The 15,833-nt window shown below is 66.7% G+C and carries 15 protein-coding genes and 1 riboswitch; of the genes, 8 read left to right on the top strand and 7 right to left on the bottom strand.

Features of this window, described 5'->3' with window-relative positions; all coding sequences use genetic code 11:
- Positions 1 to 239: 239 nt before the first annotated feature.
- From J1902_RS01600 to J1902_RS01615, 4 genes are all read right to left on the bottom strand, one after another.
- The gene (locus J1902_RS01600; protein WP_207614485.1) at positions 240 to 1,412 is read right to left on the bottom strand and encodes a hypothetical protein; all 1,173 of its coding nucleotides are present in this window, start codon (positions 1,410 to 1,412) and stop codon (positions 240 to 242) included.
- Positions 1,413 to 1,460: 48 nt separating this feature from the next.
- Complete coding sequence (locus tag J1902_RS01605; RefSeq protein ID WP_207614554.1) at positions 1,461 to 2,516, bottom strand: 2,3-butanediol dehydrogenase; 1,056 nt, start codon at positions 2,514 to 2,516, stop codon at positions 1,461 to 1,463.
- Between the two features lie 39 nt (positions 2,517 to 2,555).
- Complete coding sequence (locus J1902_RS01610; protein ID WP_207614487.1) at positions 2,556 to 3,341, bottom strand: acetoin reductase; 786 nt, start codon at positions 3,339 to 3,341, stop codon at positions 2,556 to 2,558.
- 74 nt (positions 3,342 to 3,415) lie between these two features.
- Complete coding sequence (locus J1902_RS01615) at positions 3,416 to 5,206, bottom strand: NAD(P)/FAD-dependent oxidoreductase (RefSeq protein ID WP_207614489.1); 1,791 nt, start codon at positions 5,204 to 5,206, stop codon at positions 3,416 to 3,418.
- A gap of 179 nt (positions 5,207 to 5,385) precedes the next feature.
- On the opposite strand from J1902_RS01615, the gene J1902_RS01620 reads away from it, so the two are divergent.
- The 8 genes from J1902_RS01620 (at position 5,386) to J1902_RS01655 (ending at position 13,093) form a co-directional block, all read left to right on the top strand.
- On the top strand, positions 5,386 to 6,678 hold the full coding sequence (locus J1902_RS01620) for a GAF domain-containing protein (protein WP_207614490.1): 1,293 nt from the start codon (positions 5,386 to 5,388) through the stop codon (positions 6,676 to 6,678).
- A 140-nt stretch (positions 6,679 to 6,818) separates the two neighbouring features.
- Positions 6,819 to 7,844: a biotin synthase BioB gene (bioB, locus tag J1902_RS01625; RefSeq protein WP_207614492.1), complete on the top strand. Its 1,026-nt coding sequence runs from the start codon at positions 6,819 to 6,821 to the stop codon at positions 7,842 to 7,844.
- Complete coding sequence (gene bsaP / locus J1902_RS01630; protein WP_207614494.1) at positions 7,841 to 8,086, top strand: biotin synthase auxiliary protein BsaP; 246 nt, start codon at positions 7,841 to 7,843, stop codon at positions 8,084 to 8,086. Before bioB ends, bsaP begins: the two co-directional genes overlap by 4 nt.
- Positions 8,083 to 9,429 carry an adenosylmethionine--8-amino-7-oxononanoate transaminase gene (locus J1902_RS01635; RefSeq protein WP_207614496.1) on the top strand — a complete coding sequence of 449 codons (1,347 nt, stop codon included), beginning with the start codon at positions 8,083 to 8,085 and terminating at the stop codon, positions 9,427 to 9,429. Before bsaP ends, J1902_RS01635 begins: the two co-directional genes overlap by 4 nt.
- Before the next feature lie 8 nt (positions 9,430 to 9,437).
- Positions 9,438 to 10,655: an 8-amino-7-oxononanoate synthase gene (locus tag J1902_RS01640; RefSeq protein WP_207614555.1), complete on the top strand. Its 1,218-nt coding sequence runs from the start codon at positions 9,438 to 9,440 to the stop codon at positions 10,653 to 10,655.
- Positions 10,652 to 11,335: a dethiobiotin synthase gene (gene bioD, locus J1902_RS01645; protein ID WP_207614498.1), complete on the top strand. Its 684-nt coding sequence runs from the start codon at positions 10,652 to 10,654 to the stop codon at positions 11,333 to 11,335. The genes J1902_RS01640 and bioD overlap by 4 nt, the downstream gene beginning before the upstream one ends.
- Before the next feature lie 44 nt (positions 11,336 to 11,379).
- A complete protein-coding gene (locus J1902_RS01650; RefSeq protein ID WP_372434313.1) occupies positions 11,380 to 12,549 on the top strand; it encodes a cytochrome P450 in 1,170 nt (389 codons plus the stop codon).
- A gap of 103 nt (positions 12,550 to 12,652) precedes the next feature.
- Entirely contained in the window at positions 12,653 to 13,093 is a 441-nt protein-coding gene (locus tag J1902_RS01655; protein WP_207614500.1) for a very short patch repair endonuclease, read from the top strand.
- Positions 13,094 to 13,262: 169 nt separating this feature from the next.
- On the opposite strand, the gene J1902_RS01660 is transcribed toward J1902_RS01655, so the two are convergent.
- The 3 genes from J1902_RS01660 to J1902_RS01670 form a co-directional block, all read right to left on the bottom strand.
- On the bottom strand, positions 13,263 to 13,994 hold the full coding sequence (locus tag J1902_RS01660) for a hypothetical protein (protein ID WP_242701430.1): 732 nt from the start codon (positions 13,992 to 13,994) through the stop codon (positions 13,263 to 13,265).
- Positions 13,995 to 13,998: 4 nt separating this feature from the next.
- Positions 13,999 to 14,196, bottom strand: a riboswitch (cyclic di-AMP (ydaO/yuaA leader).
- A 129-nt stretch (positions 14,197 to 14,325) separates the two neighbouring features.
- Positions 14,326 to 14,553 carry a PLDc N-terminal domain-containing protein gene (locus J1902_RS01665; protein WP_207614502.1) on the bottom strand — a complete coding sequence of 76 codons (228 nt, stop codon included), beginning with the start codon at positions 14,551 to 14,553 and terminating at the stop codon, positions 14,326 to 14,328.
- 72 nt (positions 14,554 to 14,625) lie between these two features.
- On the bottom strand, positions 14,626 to 15,831 hold the full coding sequence (locus tag J1902_RS01670) for a 5-methylcytosine restriction system specificity protein McrC (RefSeq protein ID WP_207614558.1): 1,206 nt from the start codon (positions 15,829 to 15,831) through the stop codon (positions 14,626 to 14,628).
- Between the last annotated feature and the right edge of the window lie 2 nt (positions 15,832 to 15,833).

Genomic DNA, 15,833 nt, shown 5'->3' on the forward strand with positions numbered 1-15,833 from the left:
CACTCGCTGCAACTGCAACGCGCCTGCAACTATTCCGGTTGAGATGCGGCTCACACTGCCGCTCGCGGCCAGCCGCCGGGGCAACACCCCCGACGACGGCTGCCGGCACCTTTTGCGGGAAGAGGCGCCGGCCGCCGTCGTACGTTGCTCGCCAGGGGTGGACGATGATCTTCACCGCGGTGTCGTTGTGGGGGGTGACGGTCCTGAGTTGGTAATACTCGACAGCGGATTCGTGGACCTCATCCGCGAGAAGGCTCAATGGAACGAAGGGGGCCGAGCCCGAATGACTGAAAACCCACGACATAGAACAGAGTCCAGAGCACCAACCAGTCGATAAACCCCAGGGCGTTGCCGTACAGCGCGCCTGCGACCATCGGCTCGTGCAGGATGTGTTCTGCAGCGAAGTAGTAGTACCCCAGAAAAGTCGCGATGCCGAGCGTGAAGGTGACCAGCGTACGGACCGTAAGGTTCGCCGCGGCTCCGAACCCTGTGGGCTTGTTTCCGAAAGCATTCGCCCAGAAGATCATCCAGAACGCCCAGCACACACCGATCTGGGCCGGGAACTGATTGATCGCACCGCCCAACTCATGCACCGCAGCACTTCCGACAAGCACTTTGGAGAGGGGCACCATAAGGAAGTAGATTACGGTTCCGAAGAGCACGTTGCCGATCAGCGACGCGAGAGCCGTGCGTCCGCCGCCACCGAACAGCCGCCACGGCCAGTTGTCGAGTGTTTGACCCGTGAGGATCACGGCGACGACGATCGAGTAGAACCATCCCAGCACGGTGTCGACGGACATCAGCGAAGTGGTCGCGCTTTCGGATACCGGGGGCAGACCGAAAACAAGATATAGCGCCAGTGTGGGCACCATCATGGACGCGATTTCGCACAGTCCGATCAACGGCTGCTTCATGCCGAGCTTGGTCCACGGCCAGTGCATCCAGTTGAGCACGACCATCACCCATGTCGCGAAGCCGAACAGGACGAACAGTGCGCTGGCAAAGTACCCCAGCCCGCCGTCGCGAGACGCAGCGAAGCTCGGATAAAAGTGGCCGAGCACGTTGGCGAGCACCCAGGTCACAACCACTGCGAAAACCGTGGTCGCACAGATGATGACAAACCCGCGCAGCGGCTGAGGGATACGGTCGATTCCCCAGAACTCGGTGTTGAAGCCGATAAAGACGATGAAGAGTATCGCCCAGAACAATGCCGCGTTGAACGGCAGCGGATAAAACGCCCAGGGACTCGTAACCGGATCCGCAAGCAGATACCACGACGCGAGCGCCAACACCACCACAACACCCAGGTTCGAGATGCCGTACAGGAACCACCGTGTCCGCGTCGTGCCCGGGACTCTGCCAAGGGGAACCTCAGCGTCGGCATCCTTGCCGACCGTTATCGAAAATTCCATCTTTACGCCTCATCTCACGTTGCTTTGGCCTCTGAGCGCAGCCGGCGGCTACGGGTGGACCAGAATCTTCACGGCGGTGTCATTGTGGTTGATCAAGGTATCGAACCCCTTGTCGACGAGGTCTTCCAGCGCGATCCTGCCGGTGATGAATGGCTTGAGGTCCACCTTGCCGTCCTGCACCAGCTTGATCGTCTCCGCATGGTCCCGCACATAGGCGATGGTGCCGCGCAGGTCGATCTCCTTGAGCACCAGCTTCTGCATGTCCACCGTCGCCGGGCGTCCCCAGATGGACACGTTCACCACCACGCCGGCGGGCTTGACGGCATCGAGCAGGGTGTCCAGCACTGCATTGACGCCAGCACATTCGAAGGCCACATCTGCGCCGACGCTGTCCGTGATTTCCTGTACCCGTGCCTGGACGTCTTCCTGACTCGGATCGATCACGTAATCCGCGACCCCGCTGGACCGCGCCTTTTCCTTGCGGGCCGCGCTGAGCTCGCTGATGATCGTAGTGACACCCATACTTTTCAAAACGGCCGCGGTCAGCAGCCCGATAGGCCCGGAACCGCCGATCAGTGCGACGTCGCCTGTCTTGGCGCCGCTGCGGGTCACCGCATGGTGGGCAACCGACAGCGGCTCGATCAACGCGGCCTCATCCAACGGAATGTCACCGATTTTATGGACCCACCTCGTGTCCACAACAATTTTCTCGCTTAGACCGCCGCCCCCGCCGGACAAGCCGATGAAGCCCATCTTCGTGCACAGATGATAGTTGCCGGCCTTGCAGGGTGCGCACTCGTCGCACACGAAATAGGGTTCGACGACGACATTGTCGCCGACTGCTAGTCCGTCAGCACTTTCCCCAACCTCCACAATCGTCCCGGAGAACTCATGGCCCATGGTGACCGGGGCTTCTTCGCCGGAGAGAGGATGGGGGTGTTCGGGTGCTGGGACAAAGATGGGGCCTTCCAAAAACTCATGGAGATCGGTTCCGCAGATGCCGCACCACGCAACCTGGATTTTTACAGTCCCGGCCCGCACCTCCGGCTCCGGAACATCGTCGATCCGCAGGTCATTGCGCGCGTAAAACCGTGCTGCTTTCATGTTCACTTCCGCCTTCGTATTGATGTCTGATTCGTCGGGCTAGCTATACAGGATGCCGCCGTCCACGATCAGCGTCTGTCCGGTGACATAGTCCGAATCCGCGCCAGCGAAGAAGGAGACTACCTTGGCGACGTCGTCCGGCGTCTCAATGCGGCCCAGGGCGATGGCTTCGACGTTGTCCCGCAGGTTCTGGCCAGCCGGCTTGCCGTTAATCTTGCCCAGTTCCCGGTCGATGAGGTCCCACATCCCCGTGCCCACAATGCCCGGTGCGTACGCATTTACGGTGATGCCCTTCGGCGCCAGCTCCTGCGCCGCGGCCTGGGTGATACCCCGGACCGCGAACTTGGATGCCGAGTACGCGCCAAGAATCGGGAAGCCCTTCACGGCTGCAATCGACGCGGCGGAGATGATCCTGCCACCGTGTTGTAGTTCTTCAAACTTTGCGGCGGCCGCCTGGATGCCCCAGATCACGGAGTTCAGGTTGATCCGGAAGACCTGCTCCAGATCCTCCTCGGTAATCTCCATCACCGGCCGGACCTGGGCGATGCCCGCGTTGTTGACGATGACGTCAAAGCCGCCGAGCTGCTGTGTGGCCGTCTCGACTGCGCCCACGACATCTGCCCGCTGCCCGACGTCGGCGGCTATGAAAACGGCCGTGCCCCCGCTGGCTTCAATTTCGGCAACAACGGCCTCGCCCTTCTCCTTCTGGGACTGAAGATCCGCCACGGCAACGCTGAATCCGTCCCGGGCCAATCTCAGCGCAATACCGCGGCCGATCCCCTGGCCGGCGCCGGTAACGAGGGCTACTTTGTTTTGAACAGTCATGGTGTTAGCAATCCTTTGCGGCAAGGCGACGGCTGCACCGTGTCGGCGCAGCCGTCGCCGGAGTGAGTGATTAATCAGCGGGTGTGGTGGGATGCCTGAAGCTCAAACACCGGCGTGGGCAGTCCCTCCAGCCGGGCCTTGAGCTGCAGGGCCAGGTAGTTCGAATAGTGCCGGCTCTGGTGCAGGTTGCCGCCGTGGATCCAGAGGTTCTCCACGTTGGTGGGCTTCCACATGTTCCGCAGCTCGCCCTCCCAGGGGCCGGGGTCCTTGGGCGTTTCGGAGCCGAAGCCCCAGCACTTGCCCACCCTGTCCGCCACCTCGGGCGAGACGAGGTCCGCGAGCCAGCCGTTCATCGAGCCATAGCCGGTGGCGTAAATGATGACGTCGGCTTCCAGCTCGGCGCCGTTGTCCATCACGACGGCGTTGCCGGTGATCTTGCTGACCTGGCCGTTGGCGAGCTTCACCCGGCCGTCGATGATCAGCTGTGAGGCGCCGACGTCGATGTAGTAGCCGGAGCCGCGCCGCAGGTACTTCAGGAACAGGCCCGAACCGTCCACTCCAAAGTCCAGATCAAATCCCGCCGCCTCAAGCTGGGAGTAGAAATCGGCGTCGCGTTTTGCCATCTCCTGGTAGACCGGGATCTGGGCTTCCGGCAGGATCCGGTACGGCAGGGAGGCGAACAGGAGGTCGGCCTTTTCCGTGGTGACGCCGTTGGCGAGCGCCTTCTCGGAGTAGAGGTCGCCGAGGGCCAGGTCCATGAGGGACTCGCTGCGGGCGATGTGGGTGGAGGAGCGCTGGACCATGGTGACGTCCGCGCCGTGTTCCCAGAGGTCGGCGCAGATGTCGTGTGCCGAGTTGTTGGAGCCGATCACCACGGCCTTCTTGCCCGTCCAGTCACCGCCGCCGGGGTGCTTGGAGGAGTGGTACTGCTCCCCCAGGAAGCTCCCGGCGCCGTCGAACGTTGGCACGTTGGGGTAACCCGAGACCCCCAGTGCGAACACGAGCTGCTTGGGACGCAAGGTGACCGGCTCGCCGTCGCGGATGACACTGACCTCCCACTCGCCGCGGCTTTCGTCGTAGCGGGCGTTGGTGCATTCGGTGCCGGACCAGTAGTTCAGCTCCATGATGCGGGTGTAGTGCTCCAGCCAGTCGCCGATTTTGTCCTTGGCGGCGAAGACGGGCCAGTCGTCCGGGAACTTCATGTACGGCAGGTGGTCGTACCAGACGGGATCGTGCAGGTGCAGGGACTTGTAGCGGTTGCGCCAGGAGTCGCCGGGCTTTTCGTTCTTTTCGATGATGATGGTGGGCACGCCGAGCCGGCGCAGCCGGGCACCGAGGCCGATGCCGCCCTGCCCGCCGCCGATGATCACCGTGTACGGCTGCTCCTCGTAGCCGAGCCGGGATTCCTGCTCTTCCTTCAGTTCCAGCCAGGATTTGCGGCCCTTGCTGATGTGGTGGGCCACGCCCTTCTCGCGGTTGGGCCCCTTCTTCTCCTCGAAGCCCTTCAGCTCCTGCATGGTGGTGAGCAGGGTCCAGCATTTGCCGTTGCGGAGGCGCAGGTGCGCGTGGCCGCGGGCCTGGGCGGTTTCGAAGTTGACCCAGGCCTCGGTGTTGGCGGCATCGCCGGTGGCGTCCTCGGCCAGGGTCCAGTTGGCCGGCTGGACGTCCCCGAGCGTGGCCTCCAGCATGTCCTTGATCCGGGCCTTGCCCTCAAGTGTCTTGAGATTCCAGGTGAAGGATACGAAGTCGCGCCAATACGATTCATCCTCGAACAACTCCAGTGCGGCCTCGATGTCGTGGCTGCGCAGCGCCTCGTCGAACTGCGCCAACCAGGCCTCGGCGGCGACGTTTGCGGTCTCAGGCATGTCTCCTCTTTCCATTGCTGACGTTGAGCCATTTCCCGGTTCCGTAACAGCCGCCCGGAGAGTGACTCGCATCACAAGTACATGCCATGGGGGGTTACAATCGGGTTACACGGGCTTTTCCCGCTTTTCTGCGGGGTTTTTCGGGCAGTTCGATTCGACGGCGAGTTGGGAGTTTGCGCATGCGGCACGCGTTGGCGCCCGACCCCGGGCTCCGCTTCTCCTCACCCTTGGAATATGCCAGGGCCCTGCGCCGGGCGCAGGAGGCGACGCTGGCCGGCTCGCCCGACCCGGCGTTTCCCGAGGCTTTGGTGGAGTCCTGGCAGCGCTCAATCGCGCTGGGCATCAATCCCGAACAGCACAGCCCCGTGCACCGGCATGAGGTTTCGGAGGCCCGTTCCTTGGGCGCCGGGCACCGCCTGGCAGCCGTGGTTCCGGCCCTGTCCCAGCTGCTCGCCGACGAATCAGCGGCCGGCCGCCACCTGCTCATCGTCACGGACCACGAGGGCGAGGTCCTGTGGCGGATCGGCAGCGGCTCCGCCCTGCGGCAGGCCGATTCGCTGGAATTCGTGGAGGGCGCCGACTGGTCCGAGGCCGGCATCGGCACCAACGCGATCAGCGAAGCGCTCATTTCGGGAGAACCGGCCCAGCTGTTTTCAGCCGAGCATCTGGTGCGGACGCACCACGACTGGGCCTGCACGGCCGCGCCCATCCGGGACCCTTTCACGGGGAATGTCCTCGGCGTGCTCGATGTGTCCGGGCCGATCGATTCGGTGACGCCGGACAGCCTGCGGATGGTGCGGTGCGGTGTGAGGCTCGCCGAAGAGCTGCTGCGGTCCGCCGGGGCGACGCCGGGCACCGGTCCGGGGACCGCCGTCGGGAGCTCGCTTTTCCTGCGGCTCCTGGGCGACAAGCCGGCGGCAGAGCTCGACGGCGGCAGGACCGTTCCGGTGACCCTTCGCCGCGCGGAGATTCTGGCTTTGCTTAGTTCCCGGACGCAGGGCTGGAGCGCCGAAGAGCTCGCGTACCAGGTGCACGGCGAAGACGGGGCCGCGGCGGCGATCCGCACCGAGATGCACCGGATCCGCGCCGCGCTCGGAGCCGTGGTGGAAGCAAACCCGTATCGTTTCGCCGCTGGCGTGCAGGTGGTGTCCGACGCCGGTGTGGTGGCCGAACATTTGCGGCTCGGCCGTGTCCGGGATGCCCTGGCGGCGTACCCGGCCCGCCTGCTCAACCGTTCAACGAACCTGGCCGTCGAGCTGATGCGGGACGAGCTGAACGAGGCCGTTGCCTCGTCCGTGCGTTCGAGCGGAGACGCCGAGCTGATCTCGCGCTGGTGCGCCACCGACATGGGATCCGGTGACATCGCCGCGGCCGCCGCGCTGGCCCGGCTCACCGGTCCCGACGACGGCCGTTTCCAGTTGGTGCGTGCCCGGATGGAGCGGATCGACCGGGAGCTCCGGGCCCCCAACTGAGTGACAGTTGATGTCGTTTAGAGGGCTGAAAACGACAACAAATGCGACCCAGTTGGGTGTGGCTGCGTCCAAAATCCGGCGGCGCTGTTTGTGTACACCTCACAAAACCGCAGTCCTCAGCCGGGGATACGGTCTAGTCCATGACCACACAAGCACCCCAAGAAACCACCGGCTACGCCATCCTGGACACCGCCCGTGAGCAGGTCCTTGAGAACGGAATTGGCCTCAGCGAAGCCCAGCTGCTCGAAGTCCTCGAGCTCCCGGATGAGGCCATTCCGGCCGCCCTGGAACTCGCCCACGAGGTCCGCGTCAAGCATTGCGGCGAGGACGTCGAGGTGGAAGGCATCATCTCCATCAAGACCGGCGGCTGCCCGGAAGACTGCCACTTCTGCAGCCAGTCCGGCCTGTTCGACAGCCCGGTAAGAGGCGTCTGGCTCGACATCCCCGAGCTCGTGAAGGCCGCGAAAGAAACCGCCGCCACCGGCGCCACGGAGTTCTGCATCGTCGCCGCCGTCCGCGGCCCCGACATCAAGCTCATGAACCAGATCAAGTTCGCGATCGACCGCATCAACGAAGAAGTGGACATCAACATCGCCTGCTCCCTCGGCATGCTGACCCAGCGCCAGGTGGACCAGCTCGCCGAATGGGGCGTGCACCGCTACAACCACAACCTTGAAACGGCCCGCAGTTACTTCCCCGAGGTCGTCACCACCCACAGCTACGAGGAACGCCTGGACACCTGCAACATGGTCAAGGCCGCCGGCATGGAACTGTGCTGCGGCGCCCTGATCGGCATGGGCGAAACCGTGGCCCAGCGCGCCGAACTCGCCAGCCAGCTCGCAGCCCTCGAACCGCACGAGGTCCCCCTTAACTTCCTGAACCCCCGCCCGGGCACGCCGCTGGAGAACCAGGGCATCATGGACGGCAAGGACGCCCTCCGTGCCATCGCCGCGTTCCGACTCGCCATGCCGCGCACCGTGCTGCGCTACGCCGGCGGCCGCGAACTGACGCTCGGCGACCTGGGCACCCGCGAGGGCCTGCTCGGCGGCATCAACGCCGTGATCGTCGGCAACTACCTCACCACGCTGGGCCGCCCCGCCAACGCGGACCTGGACCTCCTGGTGGAACTGAACATGCCCATCAAGGAACTCCAGAAGTCGCTGTGAGCACCGCCGTCACGGAGACTTACTGCGGGCACTGCGGTGAGGCAAGCAGCGGTGAGCCCAGCGGCGTCGGGGCCGCACCGGACGGCGGGACCCCGACGTCGGACGCTCACCAAAGCTGCGCACAGCGCCTGGCGATGGAGCCGCCGCGCTATTGCGCGGACTGCCGGCGCCGCATGAAGGTCCAGGTCACGCCGCTGGGCTGGACCGCAGAGTGCTCGCGCCACGGGAAGCGTGAATCATGAGCCTGATTCAGCGCGACCGGGCGAGCCTGTGGCACCCGTACGCCCCGGCGTCGGGGAATCTCCCGCTGTGGGAAGTCGAGGAGGCCGACGGCGTGACCCTGCGGCTCCGCGACGAGGACGGCGGCCGGCACGAGGTGCTCGACGCCATGTCCTCGTGGTGGTCGGTGATCCACGGGTACCGGAACCCGCTCCTGGACGCCGCGGCCAAGCGCCAGCTGGGCACGTTCAGCCATGTGATGTTCGGCGGGCTCACTCACGGGCCGGCCGTTGAGCTCGCCGAACGACTCGTGGCCATGGCCCCCTCCGCGGAAGGTCGGCCACGGCTGGAGCGCGTGTTCCTGGCCGATTCCGGTTCGATCTCGGTGGAGGTCGCGCTCAAGCTGGCGGTGCAGTTCCAGACGGCGGCCGGGCGGCCGAAGCGGCAGCGTTTCCTCAGCATCCGCGGGGGCTACCACGGCGACACCTTCGCGGCGATGGGCGTGTGCGATCCCGTGGACGGCATGCATTCGGCATTCCCAGGGCTGCTGGCCGCCAATGTGTTCGCGCCGCGGCCGCCGGCTGCGGCGACGGCCACGGCGGAGGACATCCGGCAGTGGCGGGCCGACGTCGAAGCCCTGGCCTCGAAGCATTCAGATGAGCTCGCGGCGATCATCGCGGAGCCCGTGCTCCAGGGTGCGGGCGGCATGTTCGTTTACCCGGCCGAGTGTGTGCGGGTCCTCCGCGAGATCGCGGACCACCACGGGCTGCTGCTCATTCTCGACGAGATCGCCACGGGTTTTGGCCGCACCGGCGAGCTGTTCGCCGCCGACCACGCCGGTGTGGTCCCGGACATCATGTGCGTCGGCAAAGCCCTCACCGGCGGATACCTGAGCCTGGCCGCGATGCTTTGCACCGGCGAGGTCGCCGAGACGGTCTCCCGCGGCGCAGCCGGGGCCCTCCTGCACGGCCCCACGTTCATGGGCAACCCATTGGCGTGCGCCGTGGCCAACGCCAGCCTGGGAATCATCGACGGCGGTGCGTGGCGCTCGGACGTGGCGCGGGTCGGTGCCGGGCTGGCAGCCGGACTCGCCTCCGCGCGGGAGCTCGACGCCGTCAAGGACGTCCGCACCATCGGCGCCGTGGGGGTCATTGAGCTGAGGGAGACGGTGGACGTCGCCGCGGTGACGCGCGCCGCCGTCGCGCATGGCGTCTGGGTCCGGCCGTTCCGGAACCTCGTCTACGCGATGCCCCCATACATCAGCACCGCGGCCGAGGCCGGGGCGATGGCGGCGGGCATGGTGGCGGCGGTGGCTGAGGTTCACGACGAACGCGACGCCGGGCTGCTCACAGGTGCCCGGCCATGAGCACGTCCATGACGCGCTGGCTGGAACAGCAGGCCGAGGTGCGCGGGCGCCGCGGCCTGGTGCGCACCCCTCTCACCCGGGCCGCAGACGATCAGGCCATCGACTTGGCCAGCAACGACTACCTCGGACTGGCCACGGACCCGCGCTTGGCCGAGGCCGCGAGTGAGGCCATCCGGCGCTGGGGCACGGGAGCCACGTCCTCGCGGCTGGTGGCCGGAACCACGGAGCTGCATCTGGAACTGGAGCACGAACTCGCGCGGCTCACCGGTATGGAGGCGTCGCTGGTGCTCTCCTCCGGATACCTGGCGAACCTGGGCGTCACCACGGCGCTCGGCGGCCCCGGAACGCTGATCGTGGCCGACGAGCACTGCCACGCTTCGCTGATCGACGGTTTCCGGCTGAGCCGTTCGCGGGTGGAGACCTTCGCGCACAACGAGCCCGCCGACGCCGCGCGGCTGCTTGCTGGCAGAATGCCCAGTGGCCGAATGCTCAGTGGCCGGAGCGAACCCCGGGCACTGATCGCCGTCGAGTCCATCTACAGCGTGTGGGGCGACGCCGCTCCCCTGCCCGGGCTGCTGGCCTTGGCCGAAGAGCACGACGCCATGCTGCTGGTGGACGAGGCCCACAGCCTGGGCGTCTCCGGTTCCGGCACATGGCAGGGGCACGGTGCCGTGGCGGGAACCGCGCTCGCCGGGCATCCGAACGTGGTGCTGACGGCCACCCTGTCCAAGGCCCTGGGCAGCCAGGGCGGCGCCGTGCTCGGTTCCGCCCTGCTCCGCGAGCACCTGGTCAACAGGGCCCGCAGCTTCATCTTCGATACCGGCCTGGCGCCGGCGTCCGCCGCGGCAGCGTTGGCAGCCGTCCGGATCATCCGTTCGGAACCCTGGCGCCCGGCGGCCGTCCACGAACACGCTGCCTCACTGGCCAGCGGACTGGCACCGGCGCTCGCACGGCTCGCCACCGCCGTCGGGCACACCGCCGTCGGGCCAGCCGGGGCCTTCCAAGCGGCCGGCGCCGTCCAGTCCATCCCCATGCCGTCCGCCGCGGCGGCGCTCTCCGCAAGCCAAGCCGCCCACGCAGCTGGCGTTCGCGTGGGTTGCTTCCGGCCGCCGTCGGTCCCTGACGGCATCTCGCGCCTGCGCCTCACCGCCCGGGCCACCCTCACACCCCGTGAAATCGATCAGGCCTGCGCAACGTTGCGCGGCATTCTGGAGGAAACATCATGAGCCTGCCCCGCATCATCCTGGTGACCGGAACGGATACCGGCGTCGGAAAAACGGTCACCGCTGCGGCCTTGGCCTCGACCCTGCAGTCGCGCGGCCGCTCGGTGGCCGTGTACAAGCCGTGCCAGAGCGGCAACGTGGACGGCGATTCGGACTGTTCGGAAATTGTCCGGCTCGCCGGCCCGCTCACGGCCGAGGCCGGCGTCGTGCTCGAGGAACCGCTGGCTCCGGTGCCGGCCGCGGCCCTGGACGCCGTGGAGCTCCCGACGCTGGCGGCACACGCCGGGCGGATCGGCGAGCTCGCTGAAGAGCATGACCACGTGCTCGTGGAAGGTGCCGGCGGGCTGCTGGTGGAATTGGATCACGACGGCGGAACTCTTGCTGATCTGGGGATCCTGCTGGGGTCCGGGGCTGCTTTCGCGGTGGTCGGGCGGCCCTCGCTGGGCACCTTGAACCACACCGCGTTGACGCTGGAGGCCCTGGACCGCCGGGATCTTCCCGTGCTGGGGGTGGTGCTGGGCACCTGGCCGGATAATCCCGGGGAACTGGAGCGCAGCAACCGGGCGACGATCACGTCCTGGCCTGCGCCGCTGCTCGGCACGCTACCGGCCGGTGCCGCGGCGCTGCCGGTGGAGCGCTTCCGTGAACAGGCGCCCCTATGGCTGAACGGGCTGCCGGCATGAGCGCGGGGATGGCGGCCGAACTCGGCCTGGAGGCTGGCTTGGACATGGGCCTGGACGCCGGCCCTGGCGAGAGCATCAAGAGCTGCCCGTACATGGTGCTCCGTGATCCGGACACCGTCCGCGAGGTGTTGCACCGCCCGGAGGACTTCAGCCCGGCCAATGCGCTCCTCGCCGCGACGCCGTTGTCCGGGCAGGCGTTGCGTGTGCTGCAACGGGCACGGTTCGCGCTCCCGCCGGTGCTGGCCAGCAACGATACCGATTCGCACGCGGGCATCCGCAAGGTGGTTGCGGGGTTCTTCACGCCCGCAACGGTGGCCGCCGCGGAGCCGCGCATCCGCCAGATCGCCAGGGACGCTGCGCTGGACGCGGCCCGCGAGCTGGACGCAGCCGGCACGGTGGACCTGGTCCAAGCGGTGGCCGCCTATCCCCCGGCCGTGGTGATGCTCGAGCTCCTGGGCTTGCCGGTGCGGGATCTGCCGCAGCTGAAAGCGTGGAGCCTGGACTCCTTGGAACTGTTCTGGGGCTGGCCCGATGCCGAACGCCAGCTCGAGCTCGCCCACAGCGCCGCCGAGTTCTACGGCTGGCTGCGGGACCTCGTGCTCGAATCCGTGGACGCCCCCGGGCGGAACCTCTTCAAGTCCCTCGCCGGGCATGGCCTGAGCACCCCGGAAATCTGCTCCATGGGCTACTTCCTCCTGATCGCCGGCCAGGAAACCACCACCCAGCTGATCAGCACCACGCTGTTCCGCCTGGCCGAGGGCTCCCGCGGCATCGCCTGGACAGAAGCCGCCTCCGCGAGCAAGGCCCGCGAGCTGGTGCGGCATGTGCTCGCGACGGAATCCTCCGTGCCCACATGGCGGCGTGTTGCGGCCCGGGACACCGTGCTGGACGGGGAACTGATCCAGGCCGGCGACGAGATCCTGCTGGAACTCACCGGCAACCATGGCTTCCCTTGGGATCCCGGAAACCCCGACGGCGGCGATGCAGCCAGCGCCGCCGGCGGCGGGGCCAGGCCCACTGCCTACGGACTGGCGTTCGGCTCCGGCATCCACCGCTGCCTCGGTGCGAAACTCGCGGAACTGGAGGCCGCCGTCGTCGTTCAGGAAACGGCCGCGGCCCTCCCAAGCGTCCGCCTGCGGGACCATCACCCTGAGTGGATCCGCTTACTGTCCTTCCAGGCCCCGCGTACGGTCACCGTGGAGCGCGGAAAGTGAGGGAGCGTTCGTCGAAAAGCCCCCAAAAGTGAGAGAGGATCGGCCAGAAACGCCCCAAAGGTGAGAGGGGGTCGCAGGGGAGGAGCGAATCTAGACTGGATGCATGGGCGAGAGCCGGGACACGCTGACGCCCGAACAGCGCAGCCTGAACATGTCCAAGATCCGGGGCAAGGACACCCAGCCCGAGTTGTTGGTCCGCCGGCTCCTGCACGCCAAGGGGTATCGGTACCGGCTCCATGGCCAGGCCCGGGGCGGGAACCTGCCGGGGCTCCCTGACCTCGTGTTCGCGGGCCGGCACAAGGTGATCTTCGTGAACGGATGCTTCTGGCACTTCCACGACTGCACGGTGGGCCAGCACGCCCCCGCGGCCAACGCCGAGTTCTGGGAGGCCAAACGCACCCGCACCAGGGACCGGGATGCCGAGCAGCGCGCACAGCTCAAGGAGTCCGGCTGGGATGTGCTGACGGTGTGGGAATGCGAACTTAAGAACCGTTCGGCCTTGGAAGACCAGCTCACGGAATTCCTGGAACGCGGAGCCACCTAAACCTGAATCCACCGGTGGGTGTCAGGTTCGGGGGTGACTAGTGCCGGTACAGGCAGAACGACGCCGGCACCTGCAGTTCCGCGGAATTGGAACCTCAGGTGCCGGCGTCGTTGCTGTCGTTTCCCCAAGAAGTCGTTTCCCCAGGAAATTGTCCCCAGGCAGCGGCGGGCTATCCCCTGATGGCGCTGTTGATAAATCCGATGACGATGGCGGTCCACCAGGACACCTGGGAAATGGTCAGGCAGGCGATGAGCCGAACATGGATGCGCCGAGGCAAGTCCGCGAACCGCGTGCCTTGCGGCATGGCGTGGAGCCGGCGCATGAACGGGATGAGGAGGATGCCGTTGAGCAGCAGCGCCAGGATGGCTCCCAACTTCAGTTGGGTGATCGGGCTGGTGATGTCCGGGTGGACCAGCGCACCGCTGGCAAGCAGGCCGGCCATGCCGCCCCAGATGAGCGGTCCGGCGGCGGACTCCAAGCGGCTGGTTTCGTGCAGGCGGCGCCTGCCGGTCAGCCAGAGGAAGCCCACCCAGTCGAGCAGCAGGATGGCGCCGAAGGACAGGACCAGGGACATGATGTGAATGATGACCGCAAACCGGGAAATCAGTGGATCGACCGTGATTGTCGAGCCGATGGACACGGATGCGATCCATGCGGCGGCTACGGCCAGGACCAGGAGCGGTGTGGCAAAGGGCGGAAGCCGGCGCGGGGCAGAGCTAATCGGGGTGGCGGCGTTGGCGGCGATTCCGCTGGTGGGAACGAGGCCGGATGCGGCCGCGATGACGGGAGCCTGACGGCCCACTGCCCCTGTATTTTTCGCGACGGCGGAAGGATGGGCCGAGCGCCGGCCGGTACGGACGGTGGCCGCGCGGTGGTGGCCGATGGTTGTGCTTGAAGACATGGCAGAAGCCTCTCCCAATGCCTGCGAGGTGAGCTGTCGGATTCGGATGGGAGGCACCCGGCCGCACCCCGCCCTGCACGTGCAGGCGTTATGCGGCTTCACCCCAAGACCTGCTCAACAGCAGGTCAAAAGTGGTTTCCCCGTCTCTGCCGAACGATTGCTATGAACGGATCCCGGGCCGCGGCAGAGTTAGGCAATCAGCTCGGGAGTGCCGGTATCGAAACAACGGGCACCGGTCAACCATACCCTGAACACCTACACAATGTCACATTTAGGTAACGGCGAACCTGGCACGTACCAAGGCGCCGGCCGAGGATTTCAGGCTAAAACGCTACGCGACGTCCCGACGCCGGCCGAACACGAAGTAGCTCAGCGGCCCCAGCAAATTGATGAAGCACACCGCCCGCCACACCGCCTTCTTGCCCCGGATCTGTGCGTCCGGGGTCTTGCTGATGCTGCGTTGCGCGGCTCCCAGCATCGCCATCTGTACGGTGCCGACTGCCATGAAAGTGATGCGTTGCCTGCGGCTCATGTCGCGCCACGATTTCCTGCCGCCCATGGTGCCTCCATCTGCAATAGCGTGCATCTTCAGGCTAGACCTCCGCCGTAGCTGTGGCTATGGAGAGTCCGGCTATGGACGGGCAGGCTGCTCCCGCGCTTGCCGCACCACGTCGCCCCAGGACTGCTCGGCCAGGTCCGCTACGGCGGCCAGTATCTCCGACGGCGGCCGGGACAGGTCCAGTGGGTATTCGACGATGTCGATGTCCGTGTTCAGGATGCGCCGCAGCTTCATCTCGCCGGATCCGGCATAGACCAGCCAGGCCGTGGGAACCTGCAGGGCGGTGCAGTATGCCAGCAATTGGTAGTGGTCCGCGTTGAGCGAGGCCCCGGCATCCGTGGCGGCCTGGTACTTGGAGTCATACACCACCACGGGCCGGCCGCCGAGGAAATGCACGGCGTCCGGGCGCACGGTGAGGCGGTCGGAATCGCGCACGGCCTCGTTGAGGAGGGCCCCGTACTGCAGCCGGGTCTCCCCTGGGTGGGCGGCCATGGCCTCGCGCAGGGCCGTGCCCACGAATTGTTCAAAGACCTCCGCCATGTCCACCACGAACGCCGCCGTCTGCTGTTTGCCCTCGCCGGCCTCGGCCGATGAATTCCGCAGGATCACCTCGGCCAGCCGCAGCACGGCGTGGTAGCGCAGGTTCATCCGGCTGGCCCGCCACGGCGGCAGGGGCGCGCCGGACTGGAGGCGGGTGACGGCGTCGAGCTTTCCCTTGAGCTGCCGCAGGCGGCTCAGAACGTCGGCCCGGACGCGCGGGACCTGGCTCATGCGTTCGAGGGCGGCGCGGAGGATCCGGTTTTCCGCGATGTCTTCCGTGAATTCGTCGTACGAGACTTCCAGCGGCACCATCATGCCCGGGCGCCTCGCGATCTGCTCCGAGATGCGGATGCGGCCCTTGACCGTGCGCAGGGATTCGTCCACGGTGAGGTAGCCCTGCAGCACGCCGCGGCTGAGTGCCCGCTCGGCCAGCTGGGCCAGGGATTCCGCCAGCGCGCTCCACAGATCCGGGTGCTCCACGGCGGCCACCGAGTCGTCCCGGAAGCCCTGCTCTCCGGCGTAGCTGAGCAGGAACAACAACCGGCTCAGGCCCAGGCGGCCCTTGGGGCGGACCTCCAGCTGCACGGTGGGGGTACGGACGGATCCGACCTTGCCGACGGGCTCGATCCGGTACAGGCCCATGCCCATGGGAGAGACCTTCGCCAGTCCGCTCGAGTTCACGAAGGCGGCGGACTCGGGATCGAGCTTGTCCACCACGCCGCGGGACAACTCGTCCAGGA

This window comes from Arthrobacter cavernae (assembly GCF_017368795.1).
Taxonomy (GTDB): domain Bacteria; phylum Actinomycetota; class Actinomycetes; order Actinomycetales; family Micrococcaceae; genus Arthrobacter; species Arthrobacter cavernae.